This is a genomic window from Bradyrhizobium sp. ISRA442, assembly GCF_038085055.1.
Taxonomy (GTDB): Bacteria; Pseudomonadota; Alphaproteobacteria; order Rhizobiales; family Xanthobacteraceae; genus Bradyrhizobium.
Genome location: NZ_JALGCN010000033.1, coordinates 22997 through 44579, shown reverse-complemented (window position 1 = coordinate 44579; position 21583 = coordinate 22997). Strand labels below are relative to the sequence as shown.

The 21583-nt window shown below is 63.1% G+C and carries 19 protein-coding genes; 10 read left to right on the top strand and 9 right to left on the bottom strand.

Translation table 11 applies throughout. The features are described from left to right. The first annotated feature begins 17 nt into the window (after positions 1 to 17). From MTR72_RS37570 to MTR72_RS37555, 4 genes are all read left to right on the top strand, one after another. The gene (locus tag MTR72_RS37570; protein ID WP_341512107.1) at positions 18 to 779 is read left to right on the top strand and encodes an SDR family NAD(P)-dependent oxidoreductase; all 762 of its coding nucleotides are present in this window, start codon (positions 18 to 20) and stop codon (positions 777 to 779) included. Between the two features lie 43 nt (positions 780 to 822). Beyond that, a complete protein-coding gene (locus MTR72_RS37565) occupies positions 823 to 1659 on the top strand; it encodes an enoyl-CoA hydratase family protein (RefSeq protein WP_280969608.1) in 837 nt (278 codons plus the stop codon). 97 nt (positions 1660 to 1756) lie between these two features. Beyond that, positions 1757 to 4108, top strand: coding sequence for a bifunctional salicylyl-CoA 5-hydroxylase/oxidoreductase (locus MTR72_RS37560; RefSeq protein WP_341512106.1), 2352 nt, complete (start codon positions 1757 to 1759; stop codon positions 4106 to 4108). 51 nt (positions 4109 to 4159) lie between these two features. After that, positions 4160 to 5410 carry a flavin-dependent oxidoreductase gene (locus MTR72_RS37555; RefSeq protein ID WP_341512105.1) on the top strand — a complete coding sequence of 417 codons (1251 nt, stop codon included), beginning with the start codon at positions 4160 to 4162 and terminating at the stop codon, positions 5408 to 5410. A gap of 98 nt (positions 5411 to 5508) precedes the next feature. Here MTR72_RS37555 and MTR72_RS37550 read toward each other — a convergent pair whose 3' ends face one another. Both MTR72_RS37550 and MTR72_RS37545 read right to left on the bottom strand, forming a co-directional pair. After that, complete coding sequence (locus tag MTR72_RS37550) at positions 5509 to 5964, bottom strand: cupin domain-containing protein (protein WP_280969611.1); 456 nt, start codon at positions 5962 to 5964, stop codon at positions 5509 to 5511. Between the two features lie 31 nt (positions 5965 to 5995). Further along, the gene (locus MTR72_RS37545; protein WP_280969612.1) at positions 5996 to 7171 is read right to left on the bottom strand and encodes an ABC transporter substrate-binding protein; all 1176 of its coding nucleotides are present in this window, start codon (positions 7169 to 7171) and stop codon (positions 5996 to 5998) included. 250 nt (positions 7172 to 7421) lie between these two features. On the opposite strand from MTR72_RS37545, the gene MTR72_RS37540 reads away from it, so the two are divergent. From MTR72_RS37540 to MTR72_RS37530, 3 genes are all read left to right on the top strand, one after another. Further along, positions 7422 to 7940, top strand: a complete 519-nt coding sequence (locus MTR72_RS37540) for a MarR family winged helix-turn-helix transcriptional regulator (protein ID WP_280970922.1) — start codon at positions 7422 to 7424, stop codon at positions 7938 to 7940. A gap of 149 nt (positions 7941 to 8089) precedes the next feature. Then, a complete protein-coding gene (locus MTR72_RS37535) occupies positions 8090 to 9781 on the top strand; it encodes a benzoate-CoA ligase family protein (RefSeq protein WP_280969613.1) in 1692 nt (563 codons plus the stop codon). A gap of 21 nt (positions 9782 to 9802) precedes the next feature. Then, positions 9803 to 10261, top strand: coding sequence for a RidA family protein (locus tag MTR72_RS37530; RefSeq protein ID WP_280969614.1), 459 nt, complete (start codon positions 9803 to 9805; stop codon positions 10259 to 10261). 34 nt (positions 10262 to 10295) lie between these two features. Here MTR72_RS37530 and MTR72_RS37525 read toward each other — a convergent pair whose 3' ends face one another. The 3 genes from MTR72_RS37525 to MTR72_RS37515 all read right to left on the bottom strand — a co-directional run bounded on the left by MTR72_RS37525 (position 10296) and on the right by MTR72_RS37515 (position 13711). Continuing rightward, positions 10296 to 11024, bottom strand: coding sequence for a CBS domain-containing protein (locus MTR72_RS37525; protein WP_341512104.1), 729 nt, complete (start codon positions 11022 to 11024; stop codon positions 10296 to 10298). Between the two features lie 154 nt (positions 11025 to 11178). After that, positions 11179 to 12168, bottom strand: coding sequence for a CHAD domain-containing protein (locus MTR72_RS37520; protein WP_341512103.1), 990 nt, complete (start codon positions 12166 to 12168; stop codon positions 11179 to 11181). 10 nt (positions 12169 to 12178) lie between these two features. Continuing rightward, positions 12179 to 13711 (bottom strand): bifunctional aminoglycoside phosphotransferase/ATP-binding protein, encoded by a 1533-nt coding sequence (locus MTR72_RS37515; protein WP_341512102.1) that lies wholly within the window; start codon positions 13709 to 13711, stop codon positions 12179 to 12181. 250 nt (positions 13712 to 13961) lie between these two features. On the opposite strand from MTR72_RS37515, the gene MTR72_RS37510 reads away from it, so the two are divergent. Together MTR72_RS37510 and MTR72_RS37505 are read left to right on the top strand one after the other, a co-directional pair. Beyond that, positions 13962 to 14801, top strand: a complete 840-nt coding sequence (locus MTR72_RS37510) for a universal stress protein (protein ID WP_341512101.1) — start codon at positions 13962 to 13964, stop codon at positions 14799 to 14801. 66 nt (positions 14802 to 14867) lie between these two features. Further along, complete coding sequence (locus tag MTR72_RS37505; RefSeq protein WP_280969619.1) at positions 14868 to 17561, top strand: bifunctional acetate--CoA ligase family protein/GNAT family N-acetyltransferase; 2694 nt, start codon at positions 14868 to 14870, stop codon at positions 17559 to 17561. Between the two features lie 79 nt (positions 17562 to 17640). Here the strand turns inward: MTR72_RS37505 and MTR72_RS37500 are convergent, their stop codons facing one another. The 4 genes from MTR72_RS37500 to MTR72_RS37485 all read right to left on the bottom strand — a co-directional run bounded on the left by MTR72_RS37500 (position 17641) and on the right by MTR72_RS37485 (position 20280). Then, positions 17641 to 18030, bottom strand: a complete 390-nt coding sequence (locus MTR72_RS37500) for a c-type cytochrome (protein ID WP_341512100.1) — start codon at positions 18028 to 18030, stop codon at positions 17641 to 17643. A 457-nt stretch (positions 18031 to 18487) separates the two neighbouring features. Continuing rightward, positions 18488 to 19471 (bottom strand): zinc-dependent alcohol dehydrogenase family protein, encoded by a 984-nt coding sequence (locus MTR72_RS37495; RefSeq protein WP_280969621.1) that lies wholly within the window; start codon positions 19469 to 19471, stop codon positions 18488 to 18490. Between the two features lie 71 nt (positions 19472 to 19542). Beyond that, the gene (locus tag MTR72_RS37490; RefSeq protein WP_280969622.1) at positions 19543 to 20004 is read right to left on the bottom strand and encodes a phage holin family protein; all 462 of its coding nucleotides are present in this window, start codon (positions 20002 to 20004) and stop codon (positions 19543 to 19545) included. Next, a complete protein-coding gene (locus MTR72_RS37485; RefSeq protein ID WP_280969623.1) occupies positions 20005 to 20280 on the bottom strand; it encodes a hypothetical protein in 276 nt (91 codons plus the stop codon). It abuts the gene before it with no gap. Between the two features lie 166 nt (positions 20281 to 20446). On the opposite strand from MTR72_RS37485, the gene MTR72_RS37480 reads away from it, so the two are divergent. Next, positions 20447 to 21583: an MlaE family ABC transporter permease gene (locus MTR72_RS37480; protein ID WP_280969624.1), complete on the top strand. Its 1137-nt coding sequence runs from the start codon at positions 20447 to 20449 to the stop codon at positions 21581 to 21583.

Here is a 21583-nt window from a genome sequence, read left to right as displayed (position 1 = left end):
CTGCCGGGAGCCAGCGCATGTCCGGATTGCCGCATTCGTCGCACGCGCTAGTCACCGGTGGCGGTCGCGGCATTGGTCGCGCCATTGCAGCGACGCTTGCTGGCGCCGGCGCGACGGTGACTGTGCTTGGGAGGAATGCGGCGACTCTCGACGAGGCTATCAGCGCAGGGGCTGCTCATTTTGCAGCCGTGGCCGACGTCTCGGATGAAGCTGCGCTAAAAGTCGCAATCGCCGAGGCGAGCGCACGACAGCCATTCGATATTTTGATCGCCAACGCCGGCAGCGCGGAGTCCGCGCCGTTCTCGAAATCGGATAGCGCCCTTTTTGCACGCATGATGGATGTCAATTTCATGGGCGTGGTTCATGCCATTAGGGGCGTCTTGCCCGGAATGAAGGACCGTCCCTATGGCCGCATCATCGCCATTGCATCGATGGCGGGGCTCAAGGGATATGCCTATGTCAGCGCATACAGTGCCGCCAAACACGCCGTGATCGGACTTGTCCGTTCGCTCGCTCTTGAGACGGCTGCCAGCAACGTGACGGTAAATGCAGTGTGTCCCGGCTTCACCGACACTGATCTTGTTGCCGGCAGCATAGAGAACATCATGAAGAAGACGGGCCGAAGCCGCGAGCAGGCCGTCGCCGAGCTCGCGCGCCACAACCCGCAAGGGCGGCTGATAACGCCTCAGGAGGTGGCTGACGCCGTGCTCTGGTTGTGCGGCGAGGGCGCCGGCGCGATTACCGGGCAGGCAATTGCCGTGGCCGGCGGTGAGATCTAGCCTGCCCGGCACGGGCGCGGAACAAGGAAGGTAAGGAGATCGCATGAGCAGACCAGCCAACCCGGTGACCGTGCCGCTTGCGGACTATTCGCCGCAGCACTTCCTGCTGGCCGCGGTCGATGGTGTTGCGACCGTGACGCTCAATCGTCCCGAGCGGAAAAATCCGCTCACTTTCGAAAGCTATCGCGAACTCACCGATTTCTTCCGCGCGTGCGCACTCGACGACGCGGTCAAAGCCATCGTCGTCACCGGTGCTGGCGGCAATTTCTCGTCCGGCGGCGACGTGTTCGAAATCATCGGGCCGCTGGTGAAGATGGACACCAAGGGGCTGACCGCCTTTACGCGGATGACCGGTGATCTCGTCAAGGCGATGCGAGCTTGCCCGCAGCCGATCGTCGCCGCGGTCGAGGGCATCTGCGCTGGTGCCGGCGCGATCATTGCCATGGCGTCGGACATGCGCCTCGCGGCGACCGGCGCCAAGGTGGCGTTCCTGTTCAACAAGGTTGGCCTTGCCGGCTGCGACATGGGCGCCTGTGCAATCCTGCCGCGGATCATCGGGCAGTCCCGCGCTTCCGAACTGCTCTATACGGGCCGGTTCATGACCGCGGAGGAGGGCGAGCGCTGGGGTTTTTTCAGCCGCATCGTCACGCCGGAGCAGGTGCTGCCGCAGGCGCAGGTGCTGGCAAAGCAGATCGCGGAAGGACCGACTTTCGGCAACACCATGACCAAGCGGATGCTGGCCATGGAATGGGCGATGTCGGTGGAGGAGGCGATCGAGGCGGAAGCCGTGGCGCAGGCCCTATGCATGACGACGGCCGATTTCGAGCGCGCCTTTGAGGCCTTTGCCAACAAGGTCAAACCGGTCTTCAAAGGCGACTGAGGCGGTGGCTCTCGCCGCTAACCTGTCAACGGGGACTTGCGAGAAATTATTTTAGGGTTAAAATAATTTCATTGCCGGATAGATTGGCGAGGCTCCCATGAAAGTCGCGATCATCGGTGGCGGACCTGCGGGTCTCTACGCTGCAATCCTCCTCAAGAAGCAGCGCCCGAGCGCCGAGATCACCGTATATGAGCGCAATCGCTCCGGCGACACCTTTGGCTTCGGGGTGGTATTCTCGGACGCCACGCTGGACAATTTCGAGAAGCATGATCTTCCGAGCTATCGCCGTATCACTCAGGAATTCGCCTACTGGGACGACATCGCCGTGCATTTCCGTGGCACGGTGCACCGGGTGGGCGGCAACGGCTTCTGCGGCTGCTCGCGACGCAAGCTGCTCCTGATCCTCCAGGAGAGGGCGTACGAGCTCGGCGTCAACCTGCGTTTCGAAGTCGATATCGACGACGAGTCCCGCTTCGCCGACGCTGATCTGATTCTGCTGGCCGATGGCATCAACAGCCGCTTCCGCGAAAAATACGTCGATCACTTCCAGCCGGAGATCGACGTTCGCGCCAATATGTTCGCCTGGATGGGCTCGACCAAACCGCTCGATGCCTTCACCTTCATTTTCCAGGAGACCGTGTGGGGGCCTTTCATCGCCCACGCCTATCAGTATGAAGCCGGTCATTCGACCTGGATCTTCGAGACCGATCCGAAGACGTTCGAGCGAGCCGGCTTGAAGGGACTGAACGAGACCCAATCCGCCGCGCGGATGGCCGAGATCTTCGGCTGGTTCCTCGATGGCCACCAACTGCTCACCAACCGCTCGATGTGGCGCAATTTCCCCATGATCCGCAGCAAGCGCTGGGTCAAGGACAATATGGTGCTGCTCGGCGACGCAAAAGCGAGTGCGCATTTTTCGATCGGGTCAGGCACCAAGCTTGCTATGGAAGACGCGATCGCGCTTGCCGAGGCGATGCAGGCCGCGCCCGACATCAAGGCCGCGCTCGAGCTTTATGAGCTCGGCCGCCGCGAGGAGGTGGAGAAGACGCAGCACGCCGCCGACGTCTCGCTGGTCTGGTTCGAGCATGTCGACCGCTTCTGGGACTTCGATCCTGTGCAGTTTGCCTTCGGCGTGATGACGCGCTCGAAGGCGATCACCTATGACAATCTCAAGCTTCGCGCGCCCGATTTCGTCGCCGAGGTCGACAGGTCGTTTGCCAAGCGGGTTCGCGGCAGCGGCTTCGATGTCGATACCGACAAACCGCTGGTGCCGCTGTTCCAGCCCTTCCGCTTGCGCGAGATGGAGGTGGCCAATCGCGCCGTGATGTCGCCGATGTGCATGTATTCGGCGAAAGAGGGCGTTCCGACCGATTTCCACCTGGTGCACTACGGATCTCGCGCGATCGGAGGGGCCGGCCTGATCTTCACGGAGATGATCTGCGTCAGCCGCGATGCCCGGATCACGCCCGGCTGCGCAGGCCTGTGGAACGACGAGCAGGAGGCGGCCTGGCGGCGCATCGTGGATTTCGTGCACGCCAATTCGGCCGCGAAGATCTGCCTGCAACTCGGACATGCCGGCCGCAAGGGAGCGACCAAGCTGATGTGGGACGGCATGGATCGGCCTCTGGAGGAGGGCGGCTGGGAGGTGTTCTCGGCATCGCCGCTGCCTTATTTCCCTGATAGTCAGGTGCCACGTGAACTCGATCGTGCCGGAATGGATGCTGTGAGAGATGCTTTCGTCGCGGCCGCCGAACGCGGCGAGCGCTGCGGCTTCGACATGCTCGAATTGCACTGCGCCCACGGCTATCTGCTTGCGAGCTTCGTCTCGCCGCTGACTAACACCCGCACGGACGAATATGGCGGCTCGCTCGCCAACCGTCTGCGCTTCCCGCTTGAGGTCTTCGAGGCGCTGCGGGCCGTATGGCCGTCACACAAGCCGATGTCGGTGCGTATTTCCGCAACCGATTGGGCCGAGGGCGGCATCAACGGCGACGATGCCGTCGCGATTGCGCGCGCGTTTGGCGAGGCCGGCGTCGACCTCATTGACGTCTCGACCGGGCAGACCGTGCGCGACGCGCAGCCGATCTACGGGCGCATGTTCCAGACGCCGTTTTCCGACCAGGTCCGCAACGAGGCGCGCGTGGCCACCATGTGCGTCGGCAACATCACGACCGCGGATCAGGCCAACACCATTTTGGCCGCCGGCCGCGCGGACCTCGTTGCGCTCGGCCGGCCGCATCTGGTCGACCCCTTCTTCACCATGAAGGCGGCGGCCTGGTATGGGGCGGACGGGGCGTTCTGCCCACCGCAATATCTGCCCGGCAAGGACCAGATATTCCGCAACAGCGTGCGCGACCGGCAGGATCTCGAGGAGCTGAGAATTAAGGCTAAGCCCAAGACCCGGGCCGAGCTCAAAGCGGAGGCGACAAAGCCGCTTGCGGCGGAGTGACCCCCCGTGCGACGTTAACCCATTGCCTGTGTATCGAGTGGAGTTAGGGCGATGAAGGCGATTATCGTCGGCGGCGGTATCGGAGGTCTCACAACGGCGTTGATGTTGCGCTCGCGCGGCATCGGTTGCGAGATTTTCGAGCAGGCCGATACGATTCGCGAGCTCGGTGTTGGCATCAATACGCTGCCGCATGCCATGCGTGAGCTTGCCGGACTCGGCCTGCTGCAGAAGCTCGACGACGTCGCGATCCGTACCGACCAGCTCTACTACCTCAACCGCCATGGCCAGGAGGTTTGGCGCGAGGCCCGCGGCATCGATGCTGGCCACGATGTGCCGCAATTCTCGATCCATCGCGGCCGGCTTCAGGGCGTCATCCATCGCGCCGTCGAGGAGCGACTCGGTCCGCAATCGATCCACACCGGTTGCCGCCTTGGCGCTTTCACGCAGGATGAGGGCGGCGTTACGGCTTACTTCTTCGATCGGACGGGCGGGCACGCCCATACTGCGCGCGCCGACATCCTGATCGGTGCCGATGGCATCCATTCGCGCGTGCGCGAGACGCTGTTCCCGAACGAGGGGCCGCCCTGCTGGAACGGCTTGATGTTGTGGCGTGGTGCGCGGGACTGGCCGCTCTTCCTCACCGGCAAATCGATGATCGTGGCCGGCGGCCTCAACGCCAAGGTCGTGATCTATCCGATTGCCGAGGGCTCGAGCCCGGCGAGCCGCCTCACCAACTGGGCGGTGCTGGTGAAGGTCGGCGAGGGCAACGCCCCGCCGCCGCGCAAGGAAGACTGGTCGCGGCCGGGCCGGCGCGAGGAGCTGATGCCGCATGTGGCGCGCTTCTCCGTGCCTTATATCGACGTGAAAAGTCTGATCTCGGCGACTCCCGAATTCTATGAATATCCGACCTGCGACCGCGATCCTTTGCCCTACTGGTCGGCCGGGCGAGTCACGCTGCTCGGCGATGCCGCGCACCCGATGTACCCGGTCGGCTCGAACGGCGCGTCGCAGGCGATCCTCGATGCACGCTGCCTTGCCGATGCGCTGGTGCGCGCCGAGCATCCGCGCCAGGCGCTGGTCGAATACGAGAAGAAGCGCCTGCCGATGACGGCTGAGATCGTCCGCTCCAATCGCCGCGGCGGTCCTGAGGGCGTCATCGACGCGGTCGAGCAGCTCGCGCCCGACGGCTTCGACAATGTCGACAATGTGCTGAGCTATTCCCAGCGCGAGGCGATCGTGCGCGGCTATGCCACCAAGGCCGGCTTCGCCGCCGTGCCCGGCCTTACCGCGGTTCGCGCTTAAGAGCTGCTCAACGCGCGATGAATCATCATCGCGCCGTGGTTGTTCGTTTGAGGATGACCTTTGCCGGAAAACCGCCGCACACTTTTCCGGGTCATGCTCTAGCCGCCGGGAGGCGGCGGCAGGAAGTGGATGTTGAACTCGGCGGCCATCGCCACCACATCCTCCGGCTTCTGTTCCTTCATGTTGTGAAGGCCCCAGAACAGCTCGTAGAGCTTCCGGCTCGGCGAGACCCAGAACAGTACCTTCGCGGTCTGCTCCGACTTGTTGAAGATGCCATGCGGCACACCCATGCCGAGTCTGATCAGATCGCCGGCGCTCGCCTGTGCCTCGGAATTGCCGAGCACGAAATCGAGCTTTCCTTCCAGCATGTAGAGATACTCATCCTGATCGGGATGAATGTGTGGCGGCACGAACGTGCCCGGCGGCAGTGTCGCATGCCAGGAGAAGCTGTGCTCGGCGTAGCTCTTCGGCACATAGGTCTGGCCGAGGATGTTCCAGGAAATGCCCTGGATTCCCTCATTGGCCCGGGTGATGCCGGTAATTTCGCTCTTCATTGCTGTCCTCCCGTAACTCGTTCGCGCCGTGTTAGTTCGCCGGCTTGCAGTCCTTGGCATAGCGGTCGCCGTAGTTCTCGAAAACCTTCTGAACGATCTCGGTTTGGAACTTACCGTCCGAACGCTTGGCGACCTTGGTCAGATAGAAATCCTGGATCGGATAACCGTTGGTGTTGAACTTGAATGAGCCGCGCAGCGAGGTGAAGTCGGCCTTCTTCAAGGCAGCCGCGACGGCGTCCTTCTTGGAGAGGTCGCCGTTCACCGCCTTGACGGCGCTGTCGATCAGCATCGCGGCGTCATAGGCCTGGAACGCGTAGGTGCCGGGCACGCCATTGTAGGCGGCCTCATAGGCGGCGACGAACTTCTTATTCTGAGGATTGTCGAGATTGGGTGCCCAGTTCGCGCCGCCGAACATGCCGACCGCGGCGTCCTGCTGCGCCGGCAGCGTCGACTCGTCGACCGTGAATGCCGACAGCACCGGAACGGTGTCGGCAAGGCCGGCTTGGCGATACTGCTTGACGAGATTGACGCCCATGCCCCCGGGCATGAAGGTGAACAGCGCGTCCGGCTTGAGCGAGGAGATCTTGGATAGCTCCGGCTGGAAGTCGAGCGTGCCGAGCGGCATGTAGGATTCCTCGACGACCTCGCCCTTGTAGTCGAGCTTGAAGCCGGCGACCGAGTCGCGGCCGGCCTGATAATTCGGCACCATCAGATAGACGCGCTTGTAGCCGCGATCCTGGGCGACCTTGCCAAGGACCTCGTGCACTTGGTCGTTCTGGTACGACGTCACATAGAAGAAAGAGCTGCACTCCTTGCCGGCGTAGCTGGACGGACCGGCATTGGGGCTGATCAGGAACACCTTCGATTCCGTGACGGGGCGGTGGATCGCCTGGAGGATGTTGGAGAAGATCGGTCCGACGACGAAGTCGACCTTGTCGCGCTCGAGCAGTCCCTTGACCTTGGTAACGGCCGCATCCGGCTTCAGTTCGTCGTCGGCAACGATCACCTCGACATCGCGGCCGCCCATCTTGCCGCCAAGGTCCTTGACCGCGAGCGCAAAGCCGTCGCGGACCTGCTGGCCGAGCGCCGCGGCCGGACCCGACAGCGTGAGGATCACGCCGATCTTGATCTTCTCCTGGGCCAGGGCGGGATTCGCCGTGATGCCGAGCAGCAAGGCGATTGCGGCAAATGTCGATCGCTTCTTCATGATTTGTCCCCCTGACTATAGGGCTTGCGCTACAAGCCGCGTACTCGGATCCGAGCTTATGCCGATGATGGCGCCCGCGGCAAGCTAGGCCAGGTCGTGCGCCTCGTCGGGAAAGCGCGCATGCAAGCGGCGCGCCAATTATTTGAAGCCTAAAGAATCTCGCGTGCGGTTGATTGTTGCAGGTTTGGACTTGCGGCCGGCATGAATATATTTGAAGCTCAAAATGATGGGTGAATCCGCGCCGGCGCCAATGCCAGCCGTCAGTGACCGCACCAACATGCTCGATTCCGAGACCAAGGCCGTCGAACTTCCGGAAGACCATGCCGAAGAGCTCCGGCTGTGGCTGCGGCTGTTGACCTGCACGACCCTGATCGAGGGCGAGGTCCGCGGCCGGCTCCGGCAGCGGTTCGATGTCACACTGCCGCGGTTCGATCTGATGGCGCAACTCGATAAGGCGCCTGACGGTATGACACTATCCGACGTCTCCAAGCGCATGATGGTTTCCAATGGCAACGTGACCGGCCTCGTCGAGCGTCTCGTGGAATCCGGCCATCTCGATCGTCGCACCTCTGACACGGATCGCCGCGTCCAGGTGATCCGGCTCACCAAGCTCGGCCGTGCCGAGTTTCGCCGAATGGCCGCGGAGCACGAGACCTGGATCGCCGATCTCTTCGCCGATCTCACGCCGAAGGATGTGCGCGAGCTGATGCGTCTCCTGGCCAAGACCAAGGCGTCGGCGCAGAAATCGGCCGGTCGCCGCCGGGCCTAGACCCTCGGGCGATCAAACCCCTCAATCCAAATTTGGCGCGGCAAAAAGCGTCGGACGCCCAAAATCCGCTATTGCGCCAAATTATTTTAAGCCTAAAATGTTTTCCAGATAGTGCTGCCGGGTGCTTTCCATGCTGAAAGGAGCGTGCGATGGCCAACGCCGCCAAGGTTCAAGTGTCGGGCTCGTGTGACAGCAATGCTGCAACGGCTCACGTCGATCCATTTGCGCGGCAACATCTGCCGCCGCGCGATCTCTGGCCCGAATTCATCTTCGCGCGGCCGGAGCTGCACTATCCGCCGCGATTGAACTGCGTCGGCTATTTCCTCGATCGCTGGATCGAGCAAGGTCATGGCGAGGCGCCGTGCGTCATCAGTCCTATCGTCAGCTATAGCTACCGTGAGCTCCAGGAACTCGTGAATCGGATCGCCAATGTCCTGGTGGACAAGCTTGGTCTGGTGACAGGCGGGCGCGTGCTGCTGCGCTCGGCCAACAATCCCATGATGGTCGCGACCTATCTCGCGGTGATCAAGGCTGGCGGCATTGTCGTGGCGACCATGCCGTTGCTGCGCGCCAAGGAGCTGTCATATCCGATCCAGAAGGCGGACATCGCGCTCGCGCTCTGCGACGGAAAGCTCTCCGAGGAGATGGAGAAGGCGAGGGCGGCGGCACCTGGTCTCCAGCGCGTCGTCTATTGGGGAAACGGCGAGGCGGACTCGCTCGAGGCGTTGATCGCGGATGCAAGTCCGGAGTTTAAGGCGGTCGACACCGCTGCGGATGATATCTGCCTGATCGCCTTCACGTCGGGGACAACCGGCGACCCCAAGGGCACCATGCATTTCCACCGCGATATGCTGGCGGTCTGCGATGGTTATGCACGCAATATTTTGCGCGCCGAGCAGAAGGATCGCTTTATCGGCTCGGCGCCACTTGCATTCACGTTCGGTTTCGGCGGCGTGCTGTTTCCGATGCACATCGGCGCATCATTCGTGGTCCTGGAGAAGACGACGCCGGACGACGTGCTGTCGGCGATCGAGAAGTACAAGACCACGGTGTGCTTCACCGCGCCGACCGCCTACCGGGCCATGCTCGGCAAGCTCGCGGGCCACGACATTTCCTCCTTGCGGAAATGCGTCTCGGCCGGCGAGACGCTGCCCAAGCCGACTTTTGATGCCTGGTTCAAGGCCACCGGCATCAAGCTGATGGACGGTATCGGCTCGACCGAGCTGCTGCACATCTTCATCAGCGCGACCGAGGACGAGATCCGCCCCGGTGCGACCGGAAAACCGGTGCCGGGTTATGAGGCGAAGATCGTCGATGACGATGGCAATGACGTGCCGCCCGGCACGATGGGGCGGCTCGCCGTTCGGGGGCCGACCGGCTGCCGCTATCTCGCCGACGAGCGCCAGCGCAAATATGTCCAGAACGGCTGGAACATCACCGGCGATACCTATCTGATGGATAGCGACGGTTACTTCTGGTACCAGTCGCGCTCCGACGACATGATCGTGTCGGCCGGCTACAACATCGCGGGCACCGATGTCGAAGCGGCGCTGCTCACGCATCCCGCAGTGGTGGAGTGCGGCGTGGTTGGCGCGCCCGACGAGGCGCGGGGAATGATCGTGAAGGCGTATGTCGTGGCCGCACCGGGCGTGACCCCGGACGCGCAGCTTGCGTCCGAGTTGCAGGAGCACGTCAAGCGCGAGATTGCGCCCTACAAGTATCCGCGCGCGATCGAGTTTGTGACGCAGTTGCCGAAAACCGAGACCGGCAAGTTGAAGCGCTTCGCCTTGCGGCAACTGGCGCAGGCTGCGGCGGCGTCCTCGGGCGTCGCGGCAGAATGAGAAAAGGATAGAGGATTGTCCGTGACGACTCCGAAAGGTCCGCAGCTTGCGGTGTTGCCGACCACCACTGAAGACGAGCCCTGTTCAACGGCGCAGATCCTCCAGCCTTCCGGCTGGCCGATGCCGAAGGGCTATGCCAACGGCATGGCTGCCGATGGCCGCATCGTCGTCACCGGCGGGGTGATCGGCTGGGATGCGGAGGAGCGTCTGGCGGACGGTTTTGTCGCGCAGGTGCGCCAGACCCTGCGCAACATTGCGGAGATTCTCGCCGAAGCCGGCGCGCGGCCCGAACACCTCGTGCGCCTGACTTGGTACGTGGTCGACATGGACGAATATCTCGCGAACCTGAAGGAACTGGGACAGGTGTACCGGACGATCTTTGGTGCGCACTATCCGGCGATGGCGCTGGTCCAGGTCGTCCGCCTCGTCGAGAAGGCGGCGCGCGTCGAAATCGAGGCGACGGCCGTGATTCCGCGCTGATCGCACTAAGTCCTTGCCGATCGCACAGGGCCGCTCAGCTAGCCTTGGCTAAGCCATCGTCCTCGGGCGAGTTCAGATACATGCCTGACATGGTGTCGACCCAGCAGAGATGGTCGTGCACCTTCTTCACCCCTTCGACGTTCTCGGCAGCAACTATCGCGGCCTGACGGGCACGTTCTTCGGTAATGACGCCACTCAGGTGAACGATGCCGTCGCGAACGATGACGTTCAGACCGAATGGGCACCAATCGTACTTCTCCATGGCCTCGATGATCCGGTTGCGGATGTGATCGTCGTCCGCGGTCGGATCCGGCACCTCGCGCGCGAGGCTGGCCACCGCCTGCAACAGGTTGGCGCGAGACACGATGCCGACAAGCTCATCGCCGCGGACCACCGGCAGGCGCTTGACCTTGTTCCGCTCCATGAGGTCGACGATTTCTGCAAGCGCAGTATCTTCGGTGATGGTCACGGGCGAGGCGGTCATCACCTCCGAAATCTTGCGACCATGCTCCTGAACGAAATCGCTGGCCGATTTGCCGGAGCCGAGGATGAATCGCAGCAAGCCGCGCCGCTTGCGCCCGGTGCCGATCTCGCTGCGGCGAATGAAATCTCCCTCCGATACGATGCCGACGAGCTTGCCCGCATCGTCGACCACCGTGAGCCCACTGACATGCCGTTGCAGCATGATGTTCGCTGCCTCGACGATACTGGTGTCGGGCGTGACCGAGATGACCGGCCGGGTCATGATCTGGTGGGCGCGCATGGCGAACTCCGCAAGTTGATCGAATTCCGATGTACTAAGTCTAGTGCAGGCGCGGGGCTCTGATTTGACTCAGGTCAAACCAACGAAGTCGAGTGATCCCATTGACCTAGTGTGTTGAACGCTTGATGCGTCACCTCTCGTGCACCCGGTGGATCTAGTCGTCGGCTTCGGGACTGCGTGCGAGGTCCGACGGGCGGAAAGGTTTGGCTTTGTCCAGCTTTCGGTACGCGGCCTTGGCGGTCCGCAGCAGTCGCTTGTGCCGCTTGCGATCGAGGAAGCGGACGCCCCCGTCGGATCCCGCTCCGTTCAATGAATCAGCCAGGGCCTGACCCCTTGCGTCATCATTTAGTTGCCCGAGGGATCGTTGCGCCTTGCGTAGTTGCTTGACGGTCGACTTCTGCCTCGCGAGTGAACTCTCGGAGAACAGGTCCTCCAGCGACTCGATTGAGTAAGTCATCCGTTTGTTGAGAATGCGCAGTTTGTGCCGCTTCTCCACGCTGAGTTTGCCGAGCCTCCGGGCCTTCTTGAGGAGTGTCTTCTCCCAATCCGCGAGTTGTGCCGCCGCGTAATCGGCGAGCGCGCCGCGGCGTTGCCTGATGGCCTCCTTGCTCCGCCTGGTCGACCAGGGACCGCTTTCGATCCAGCCGGAGGTTTGCTCGATCAGGCGTCGATACCGCGCCGATTGTAGCGCCCGCGCCAAGAGGCGGTGGCTCTCGGCGCGCTTTTCATCCCAGGACTGGAGCTCGGCGACCACCGCGAGCTCGTTGCCGCTGGCCGCCACCACGCGTTCGATCGCGACGTCGAGGTCCCGCACCAGGCCGAGCTGGCTGTTCAGCCATTTCAGCTCGGCCCAGACGTTCGGCCGCACGGTGTCATCGACCATGGGCGAGAAGAAGCGAATAGCGGTCCGCAAGTGCGTCAGCGCGATTCGTATCTGATGCAGCGCATCAGGATCGCCGCGGCAGGTGCCGTCATGCTGGGCGAGGACGGCGTCGAGGTGTCGGCGCGCGATGATCCGAAAGGCCGTGTCGCAGGCCATGCCGGGGCTGAGACGACCGGGCAGGGCATTGCGCTTCGCCGCCGGCCTGGTGCCAGCGATCGCCGTCGAACTCGTGGTGGATCGCGCCGTGCTTGCCCGCGCCAATCAGATTGCCTTACCTGCCCTCGGCGATCGCCCTCCGGCAGCGCTGGAGCGTCTGCTCAGGTGTCCCGGATGCATCGATGCACGCCCAACCAACATGGCCGATATTATAGTGCTCTTGCAGCGCGGCAACCTCTTGCGTGGCGTCGGACGCGTCCCCCCGTCGGCTGCCGATTCGAGCCTGCCGCGTCGCGAGGTCCGCAACAAGGAATAGTCCGGCCAGGGGAACATTGCATTCCCGGGCAAGCGCTGCGACTTCATCGCGCTCGGATTCGCGTGCAAAGACCGCATCGACAATTGCGGAATGGCCCTGCTTCAGCACGCGGCGGGCGTGTTGGGCCAACGTCTCGTAAACCCGCGCCGTGACATCGGGCTGATATGCGGATGGCGGCAGGCGGTCCGCGTCCTTGACCCCGAACAGCCGCTTGCGAATGACGTCGCTGCGCAGCACGACGGCTCCCGGTTCTGGCGTCACGGCCGGCGCGAGCGCACGGGCCAGCACCGACTTCCCGGTACCCGACAATCCGCCGACCGCAATCAGACGAGGCGCTGGAGGATTGATCAGTACTTGGGCCAGGCCGAAATAGCGGCTTGCGTCGTCGAGAATGCCGGGACGATCAGAATGGGGCCGATTCAGCCGCGCCAGCGCCACCTGGGCGCGGATCGCGGCCCGAATTGACATGAATAGCGGGAGAGCTCGAAGCGCATCGAGATGCTCGAGCGGCGTTGTGGCGAGATACTGATTGAGGACAGCATTGGCTGCGAGCGGCTGGTCGTGGCGCAACAGATCCATCAGCGTGAATGCAAGGTCGTAGAGCACGTCGACAGTTGCGAGGGCGGCGTCGAATTCGACGGCATCGAACAGCACGGGTTGCTGTTCGATCAGCACGATATTGGCAAGATGCAGGTCGCCGTGGCAGCGGCGCACGAAGCCTTGACGGCCACGTTCATCCAGCAGGACACGGATACGATCAAATGCCTCGTCCGAGGCTCTGCCAAGTTGCTCGATCTCGGCCGCCGCAAGATGGTTTCCGTTTCGCAGGCCAGCGGTGTTTCCCTCGATGAGTGCCGGGATCGAGGAGACCCATGCGTTGCCGTCCGCAGGCGTCGCGATCGCGTGCGAGCGAGCGATGGCGTCCGCGATCGCCGACGCGAGGTCCGCGTCGAGCGGCCCGGCCTTGGCCAGATGATCGAGCGTTCGGCTTTCGTCGAAGCGGAACATCTCCACAGCATACTCGATAGGCTTGCCACGCCCTCCGACCTCCACCGTGCCGTCCGGTCCCTCCGTGAGCGCCACGACGCGCTGATAGATTTGCGGCGCCAGTGGCCGGTTGATCCTGATCTCCTCCTCGCACGCCGCCTTTCGCCTTTCGAGCGTGGAGTAATCGAGAAACGGAAAGAGGACAGCCCGCTTGATCTTCAGCGCGCGCGTTCCTTCAAGAAAGACCGAAGCAGCATGCGTATCGATCCTCATTGCGCCGGGATGCGTGGCAGGATCGCTGAGCGCTGCAAAGATTCGTTCCTGGGTCGCGGCGTTGTCCATCATTGAGGGTGGCTTGTGCAGGTACAATCACTCACCCGGATCGGGAGCCGCTGGCTTTCTCTGGACCCCAGCAGGCGAATCCGCACCTCGGGCCTGATGCAGCTCCGATCAGGGTAACCGTAGAATGGCGGTGGCGCGAGTCCTTGACTTTCTTCAAGCGCTGTCGTCGCTTGATCGAACGGTGTTCCCGTCTTGACGAGGATCAAGCGCCCGCCTGGAAGGCGGCCTATCCTGGCAGCCGAGGAGAATTCCGATGCCCATCAAGGATGTGTTTCTGCCGCTTGTCGGTCAGCCGCGCGAGCCGACGCTTGCCGCGATCGAAAAATGCGTAGCCGTTGCCGCCGATCTCGGCGCCAGGATCACCGCGCTTGCGCTGGAGGACGATGTTTTCGTGCGGCCGAAAGCGGTCCAAGATGTTGCGGGGGCCGCCGCTGAGTCCGGCTCAGGGCGGGACATCGGGGACATGCAGCAACTCCTGAATGCGTTCAACAATGCCGCTTCACGCGCGGGCATCCGCGCGCAAAGCCAGTCGGGCAAGGTACCGGCGGAGGAGATCGCACCGACCCTGGCGGAATACGCCCGTTTCAGCGATCTCTCGCTGGTTCCAGTGAAGCCTCACGACAGTCGAACGGAGACCATCATCGAGACGTTCCTGTTCGAATCCGGCCGGCCGCTCCTGCTCTGCCCGGAACATCTCGTCACCGAGCTGCGTGTGGATTTCGAGAACGTCATGATCGCCTGGGATCACTCCGCGCGTGCGGCGCGCGCGGTCGGTGATGCGCTGCAGTTCCTTCAGGCCGCCGCCTCGGTCCGCATCATCACGGTGGCGGACGAGAAGACCGAGACGATCACGCAATCTGGAATGGATCTTGTCGACCACCTTCGGGAGCACGGGGTATATGCATCCTTCGAGACGGTGAACGCCGGCGGCAGCTCGATCGGCAAGGTGCTCGGAAGCTGGGCGGATTCCCATGAAATCGACGCCATCGTCATGGGCGCCTACCATCATTCGCGACTGAACGAAATCGTCTGGGGCGGCGTTACCAAGACCGTCATTGGCCAGCCACCGTGCTGGGTTATGATGTCGCACTAATCGCTCGACCGATATCCGAGCCGGATCTTAAATCTTCGGAACCAGCCGCCCGATCGGACGCGTTTCATGTCGACCTATCGCCTGAAAAATCTGTTGTCGCCGCGCTCCGTAGCGCTCGTCGGAGCGAGCCCCCGTCGGGCGTCCGTCGGACGCGCCGTCCTGGAGAACATTGGCAAAGGACAGTTCAAGGGCCAGTTCGGCCTGGTGAACCCGCGCTACGCGGAGATCGACGGCGTCGCCGCAGTGGACAGCCTCGCCAAATTGCCGTTCGTCCCCGAGCTCGTCGTGATCACCGCGCCGGCGAGCAACGTTCCCGCTATCGTCGGTCAGGCCGGCCGTCTCGGTTCGGCAGGCGCCCTGATCGTATCGGCCGGGCTCGGCCACGGACCGGGGTCTTTGCAAGATGGGACGATCACGGCGGCCAGGAAACATAGCATGCGGCTGATCGGGCCCAATTGCCTGGGCATCATGATGCCGGGTGTGAGCCTCAATGCCAGTTTCGCCGCGCACATGCCGGGCGCCGGCAATCTCGCGCTGATCTCGCAGTCGGGCGCAATTGCGGCCGGCATGGTCGATTGGGCCGCCCAGCGCGGCGTCGGCTTCTCCGGCATCGTCTCGATCGGCGACCAGATCGACGTCGACATTGCCGATCTGCTCGACCATTTTGCGCTCGATCACAAGACGCGTGCGATCCTGCTCTATATCGAGGCCATTAAGGACGCCCGCAAATTCATGTCGGCGGCACGCGCCGCGGCGCGCGTGAAACCGGTGGTCGTGGTGAAGTCTGGCCGCATGGCGCAGGGCGCGAAGGCGGCGGCCACGCATACCGGCGCGCTGGCCGGCGCGGACGCGGTCTACGACGCGGCGTTCCGCCGCGCTGGTGTCCTCCGTGTCTCCGATCTGCGCGAGTTGTTCGATTGTGCCGAAACGCTCGGACGCGTCGAATCGCCGACAGGAAAGCGCCTCGCCATCCTGACCAATGGCGGCGGCATCGGCGTCCTGGCCGTCGACCGGCTGGTGGAGCTTGGCGGAATTCCCGCACCCATGACGGCGGAGATGCGACGCAATCTCGACGCGGTGTTGCCGCCGACCTGGTCGGGTGCAAATCCCGTCGATATCGTGGGCGATGCCGATGCGGCGCGCTATGCGGCAGCGCTGGAGGTGTTGCTCGCCGATCCCGATAACGATGCAGTCCTGGTCCTCAACGTGCAGACCGCGATCGCGTCGGCCGCCGATATCGCCGCGACGGTCACCGAGCACGTCAGGACATATCGCACGCAGCATCGAAGCTGGGCGAAGCCGGTGCTTGCTGCCTGGGTCGGCGCCAATCAGAATATCATCGAAACGCTCAGCGGCGCCGGCATTCCGAACTATCCGACCGAAGACGATGCGGTGCGCGGCTTCATGCATCTGGTCCGGCACCACGAGGTGGTAGAGGAATTGAGCCAGATTCCGCCGGCGATGCCGGATAGGTTCGTTCCGGATGTCGAAGCGGCCAGGCAGATTGTTACAGGTGCGATCGCTGACGGCCGCAAATGGCTCGAGCCTGTCGAGATCAGGCGCCTGCTCGAAGCCTACGACATCGCGATGGTGCCGACTTATGCGGCCGCCGACGTCGACGAGGCCGTCGCTTATGCGAGCGAGATGTTCGCGAAAGGTGCCACCGTCGTACTCAAGATCATGTCGCGCGATATCGCGCACAAGTCCGATGTCGGCGGTGTCGTGCTCAACCTGACCACGCTCGACGCCGTGCGCGTGGCCGCGGCCGATATTCTCGCCCGGGCAAGGAAGCTACGTCCGGACGCACGCATCTCCGGCGTCATTGTGCAGGCGATGGTCGTCAAGGCGAAGGCGCGCGAGCTGATCCTTGGTCTTGCCGACGATCCGACCTTCGGCACCGTCGTCGTCTTCGGCCGCGGCGGGACGGCGGTGGAGATCATCAACGACAGGGCGCTCGCGCTGCCGCCGCTCGACCTGAAACTCGCCAACGATTTGATCGAGCGCACGCGGGTCTCGCGGTTGCTCCGGGCCTACCGTGACGTACCTGCCGTCAAGCAGGACGCCGTCGCCATGGTGCTGGTCAAGCTGGCGCAGATGGCCGCCGACATTCCCGAGATCCGCGAATTCGACATCAATCCGCTGCTGGCGGACGAAGCCGGCGTGACGGCGGTCGACGCTCGCGTCGTCGTGGGACTTCCGCAGCGCAAATTCGCCGGGTCGGGTCCAGCCAATTTCGCCGTTCGCGCCTATCCGTCGCAATGGGAGCGCCATCTTTCGCTCAAGGACGGCTGGCGAATCTTCGCGCGGCCGCTGCGTCCCGAGGACGAGCCGGCGATTCACGAATTTCTGCGTCACGTGACGCCGAACGATCTGCGTCTACGCTTCTTTGCGCCGATGAAGGAGTTTACCCATGAGTTCATCGCGCGCCTGACCCAGCTCGACTATGCCCGCGCGATGGCATTCATTGCGTTCGATGAGGCCACCCACGAGATGGTTGGTGTGGTCCGGATCCATTCGGACTCGATCTACGAGACCGGCGAATACGCCATTCTGCTGCGGTCCGACCTCAAGGGCAGGGGACTTGGATGGGGCCTCATGCAGTTGATCATCGAATACGCGAAGTCGGAGGGCCTGAAGACAATATCGGGCGATGTGCTCCAGGAGAACACCGTGATGCTCGAAATGTGCCGCCAGCTCGGTTTCGAGGTAAAACCGGATCCGACTGAACCGGACGTCTGCGACGTCAGGCTGAAGCTCTAAGCAGGGCCTTGCGGTCAGGAGCCTGCTTCGCCCGAGGTCGCCGGGGCGCAAGCGCTGCGGGTGCCGTGCGTTACAAGCCTCATTTCTCCAAAGTCTTCAGGAACGCGATGAAATCGCCAACCTGGTCAGCGTCGAAGCGGAATTCCGGCATGGCCGGGTGCCCCGTGACGATGCCCTCGGCGAGAGCCTCCTGCAGTTGCTCGACCGGATATCGCTCGTGCAACGTACGGAACGGAGGAGCGATCTTGAGAGGACTGGGGCTGACTTTGTCGATCGAGTGACACTTTGCACAATACAGCAGCGCAAGACGCCGCCCTTGCTCGACGTTCGAAGCTGTACTTGGGCCCGGGGAGAGAAGCAAAGCCGCCACGACGATGCTGCCTGCGATGCCGCGTTCCGTTCGAAGAAATGTCCTCACGTCGTGCTCCATCAGTGCGGTATCAGGACGGGGACGGTCCGCATTGTCCATACCGGATCTGGGCGTTGCTTGCCTCGCTCTCGAAAACGTGCAGCGCTGCGTCCGCTCGTTCCAGTGCGCGTTCGTACTCGAACTGCAGCGACGATGCGACGGCCGCGCCGCCCTCCGCCACAAAAGGTACATTTGCCGACGCTTACCCGGTCGCAAGCGCGTCCAGGTGCGCGCGGGCGCTCATCGCCATAGAAATGGACGCGTCGATGGCGGGCCGTGGTGACCGCTCTGTGGGGATGTGTACCAGTAGATCGCTGAACACGCGTACCTCTCGACCTGATCTCGCTGCCTAATCAGCACATGCGATCTTCGAGAGGCTTGATGCACGTCAAAACAGGCTTCGGTGCATCGGATGTCGGTTGTGGAGGCCGAAGACGCGGCCTGATATCGGAACAAGAAGAGCGCTCCTTTTGATGACGCGCCGGGCTGTTACGTGCTCGAGCAGTAGATGCGGCGGTCATGGACGCAACACGGCTGCTCCAACGAGCTTGCCTTCCCTCAGACGGGCGAGCGCTTCATTGGCCTCGGCGAGCGGGAATACCGTCGTGTGTGTCTGGATATCGAGCTTTGCCGCGGCGGCGAGGAAGTCGATGCCATCCTTTCGGGTGAGGTTTGCAACCGATACGATCTGCCGCTCACCCCAAAGAATATGATAGGGGAAGCCCGGAATGTCGGACATGTGAATGCCGGCGCACACAACGCGCCCGCCCTTGCGCACCGAGCGCAGGGCGGACGGCACCAGCGCTCCGACCGGCGCATATATGATGGCGGCATCGAGCTCCGTCGGCGGGATGTCCTCTGAAGCGCCGGCCCAATCTGCGCCGAGCGAAAGCGCAAGTTGCTGTGCTTCCTGGTCGCCGTCACGGGTGAAGGCGTAAACTTTCCGTCCCTGTGCGTGGGCCACCTGTGCCACGATATGGCCGGCCGCGCCAAAGCCATAAATGCCGAGCGTTTTGCCATCGCCGGCCATCACCAGGGATCGCCAGCCGATCAGGCCGGCGCAGAGCAGAGGCGAAAGGGCTGCGTCCTCGCCGTGCTCGCCGAGCGAAAAGCAATATCGGGCATCGGCGACGAGGTGGCTGGCAAAGCCGCCGTCGCGCGTGTAGCCGGTGAATTTGGGGCGATCGCAGAGATTTTCCTGGTCCGTGCGGCAATAAAAACATTCGCCGCAGGTGAAGCCGAGCCAGGGAACACCTACACGCATGCCTGGTCTCAGCTCGCCGACACCTGCGCCGACCGCATCGATTCGGCCGACGACCTCGTGCCCCGGGATGATGGGATAGGGAATGTCCGAAAGCTCGCCATCCACCACGTGGAGATCGGTCCTGCACACGCCGCACGCGCTGACCTTGACGCGAACCTCGCCGGAGCCGGGGACCGGGTCGGGTCGTTCCTGGAACATCAATGGCGCGCCGCGCGCGGAGAGAACCATCGCGTACATGTCGCATTCCCGTTACGGCAATGCATCCTCCAGCGGGCTTCGCCGGATGTGGGGTCAGTGTGCGCCGTTCGCTACGAAGGCGCAACAGGCGCCTTCCGCAGGCTCTTGATGACCATGGCCACCAACGGCGTCAGAATCGGCAGCAGGCCGCTCAGCGGGTGGTGGACCGCGCCCGTTACCTGAGCGTGGAGCGCGCGCGCCTCGAGCTGAATCGCTTCAATCGCCGCGTCATGGATATCATTCGCGAGTTCGATCTCGCGTCCTGACAACGGACGCGCTGCGACGACGAAAAGGACCGCCGCAATGGCAAAATTGATCGCGCCGAGAATGGCCGCCGCGACGATTGCGCTCCAGATCTGGACCAGGGCGAAATAGGCCGAAAATTCGAGCATCAGCAGACCGAAGGTGGCGATCAGCGCCGCGAAGGCGCGCAAGCCCAGCCCGATCAGGAGGTGCCGTAGTCTGATGTCGGCGATGATCCTGTCGGTACGCCAGAGCACGCGCAGGTGCTTGATGATGTTTTCCGTACCCACCTAGTGCCTCCTGAGCATGAAGCCGACGACCACGCCGAGTGCGAAGGCCGAAGCGAGCGACGCCACCGGACGCTCTGCGAGGAGGCCACGGAGCTGCTCTTGCTCCTCACTCACGGTCTCGCCAAGTTCGGTCAGCGCGGCCTTGATCTGTTCGGCCAAGGCTTCGGCACGGTCTTCCGACGCGTTGAACATCTGCTCGCCGGCCATGTTCAGCAGGCGCGAAACATCGATCTTCATCGCGTTCAGTTCGTCGTTCATGCTGCCGGTGTCGAACATTGGCGGCCTCCATTGAATGAAAGAAGCCTATGCGAACCGGCTCGATGGCCGTTGATTTGCGTCAAGCGAGCTTTCTCGGGCCCTGCTTTGAGGCAGGTCAATCCAGGTATGTCGCGGCGACCTAGAAATCCAAAATGACCGGAGTCGATCCTATGAGGATAAAGGTGTGAATTCGGAACCACTGCTGCTGGCAACACCGTCCGGCGATCTGCTCGAGCTGCGGCCGGAAGGGCCGTGGATCGCCGCCAATGCTCCGAAGCTTGACGCGCTTTCCCGATCGGTCTGGGCGGCTGTCGATAGATCGAAGTCCGTGACGCTCGATATGGCAGGTGTCAGCGAGCTCGACACGCTCGGCGCCTGGCTTCTGGAGAAACTGTCGCGTAGGGCGGCATCCTCCAGCCGATCGGCCGAGGTGGTCGGAATAGCCGACAATTTCGCCGGCCTGATGGACGAGGTGCGTCAGGTCAACCGACACAATCCACTGCCGGCACCTATGCCCAACCCGGTTCTGCACGGGCTGCACGATCTCGGCAAGTCCACGGTCGAGGCGCGGGAAGACATCACGATCTTCCTTCAGATGCTCGGCGCACTGTTCATGTCTCTGATAGGGGTGTCGCGCCGGCCGCGGTCGCTGCGGCTGACGTCGCTGGTCTATCAGCTCTATCGGATCGGCTGGCAGGCGATTCCGATCGTCGTGCTGATCACCTTCCTGATCGGCGCGATCATCGCGCAGCAGGGGTTTTTCCATTTCCGTAGGTTCGGCGCGGAGTCCCACACGGTCGACATGGTCGGCATCCTGGTGCTGCGCGAGCTGGGTGTGCTGATCGTCGCCATCATGGTCGCCGGTCGCTCGGGGAGCGCCTATACCGCCGAGCTCGGCTCGATGAAGATGCGCGAGGAGATTGATGCGCTCTCGACCATGGGGCTCGATCCGGTCGACGTCCTCATCCTGCCGCGGGTGGCTGCCTTGGTCATCGCGCTTCCGATCCTTGCCTTCATCGGCTCGATCGCCGCGCTCTATGGCGGCGGCCTGGTCGCGCAGTTCTACGGCGACATGGGCCCGGCGATCTACGTTGCGCGGCTGCACGAGGCCATTTCCGTCACCCATTTCGAGGTCGGCATCCTGAAGGCGCCGTTCATGGCGCTGGTGATCGGGATCGTCGCCTGCAGCGAGGGATTGCGCGTGAAAGGCAGCGCCGAATCGCTCGGTCGGCAAACGACGACCTCGGTGGTGAAGTCGATCTTTCTGGTGATCGTGCTCGACGGCCTGTTCGCGATCTTCTTTGCCTCGATCGGGATGTGA

Coding starts and splice junctions, on each gene's coding strand:
- MTR72_RS37570 (WP_341512107.1), top strand. CDS start 18: ATGTCCGGATTGCCGCATTCGTCGCACGCGCTAGTCACCGGTGGCGGT.
- MTR72_RS37565 (WP_280969608.1), top strand. CDS start 823: ATGAGCAGACCAGCCAACCCGGTGACCGTGCCGCTTGCGGACTATTCG.
- MTR72_RS37560 (WP_341512106.1), top strand. CDS start 1,757: ATGAAAGTCGCGATCATCGGTGGCGGACCTGCGGGTCTCTACGCTGCA.
- MTR72_RS37555 (WP_341512105.1), top strand. CDS start 4,160: ATGAAGGCGATTATCGTCGGCGGCGGTATCGGAGGTCTCACAACGGCG.
- MTR72_RS37550 (WP_280969611.1), bottom strand. CDS start 5,964: ATGAAGAGCGAAATTACCGGCATCACCCGGGCCAATGAGGGAATCCAG.
- MTR72_RS37545 (WP_280969612.1), bottom strand. CDS start 7,171: ATGAAGAAGCGATCGACATTTGCCGCAATCGCCTTGCTGCTCGGCATC.
- MTR72_RS37540 (WP_280970922.1), top strand. CDS start 7,422: ATGCCAGCCGTCAGTGACCGCACCAACATGCTCGATTCCGAGACCAAG.
- MTR72_RS37535 (WP_280969613.1), top strand. CDS start 8,090: ATGGCCAACGCCGCCAAGGTTCAAGTGTCGGGCTCGTGTGACAGCAAT.
- MTR72_RS37525 (WP_341512104.1), bottom strand. CDS start 11,024: ATGCGCGCCCACCAGATCATGACCCGGCCGGTCATCTCGGTCACGCCC.
- MTR72_RS37515 (WP_341512102.1), bottom strand. CDS start 13,711: ATGATGGACAACGCCGCGACCCAGGAACGAATCTTTGCAGCGCTCAGC.
- MTR72_RS37510 (WP_341512101.1), top strand. CDS start 13,962: ATGCCCATCAAGGATGTGTTTCTGCCGCTTGTCGGTCAGCCGCGCGAG.
- MTR72_RS37505 (WP_280969619.1), top strand. CDS start 14,868: ATGTCGACCTATCGCCTGAAAAATCTGTTGTCGCCGCGCTCCGTAGCG.
- MTR72_RS37500 (WP_341512100.1), bottom strand. CDS start 18,030: ATGGACAATGCGGACCGTCCCCGTCCTGATACCGCACTGATGGAGCAC.
- MTR72_RS37495 (WP_280969621.1), bottom strand. CDS start 19,471: ATGTACGCGATGGTTCTCTCCGCGCGCGGCGCGCCATTGATGTTCCAG.
- MTR72_RS37485 (WP_280969623.1), bottom strand. CDS start 20,280: ATGTTCGACACCGGCAGCATGAACGACGAACTGAACGCGATGAAGATC.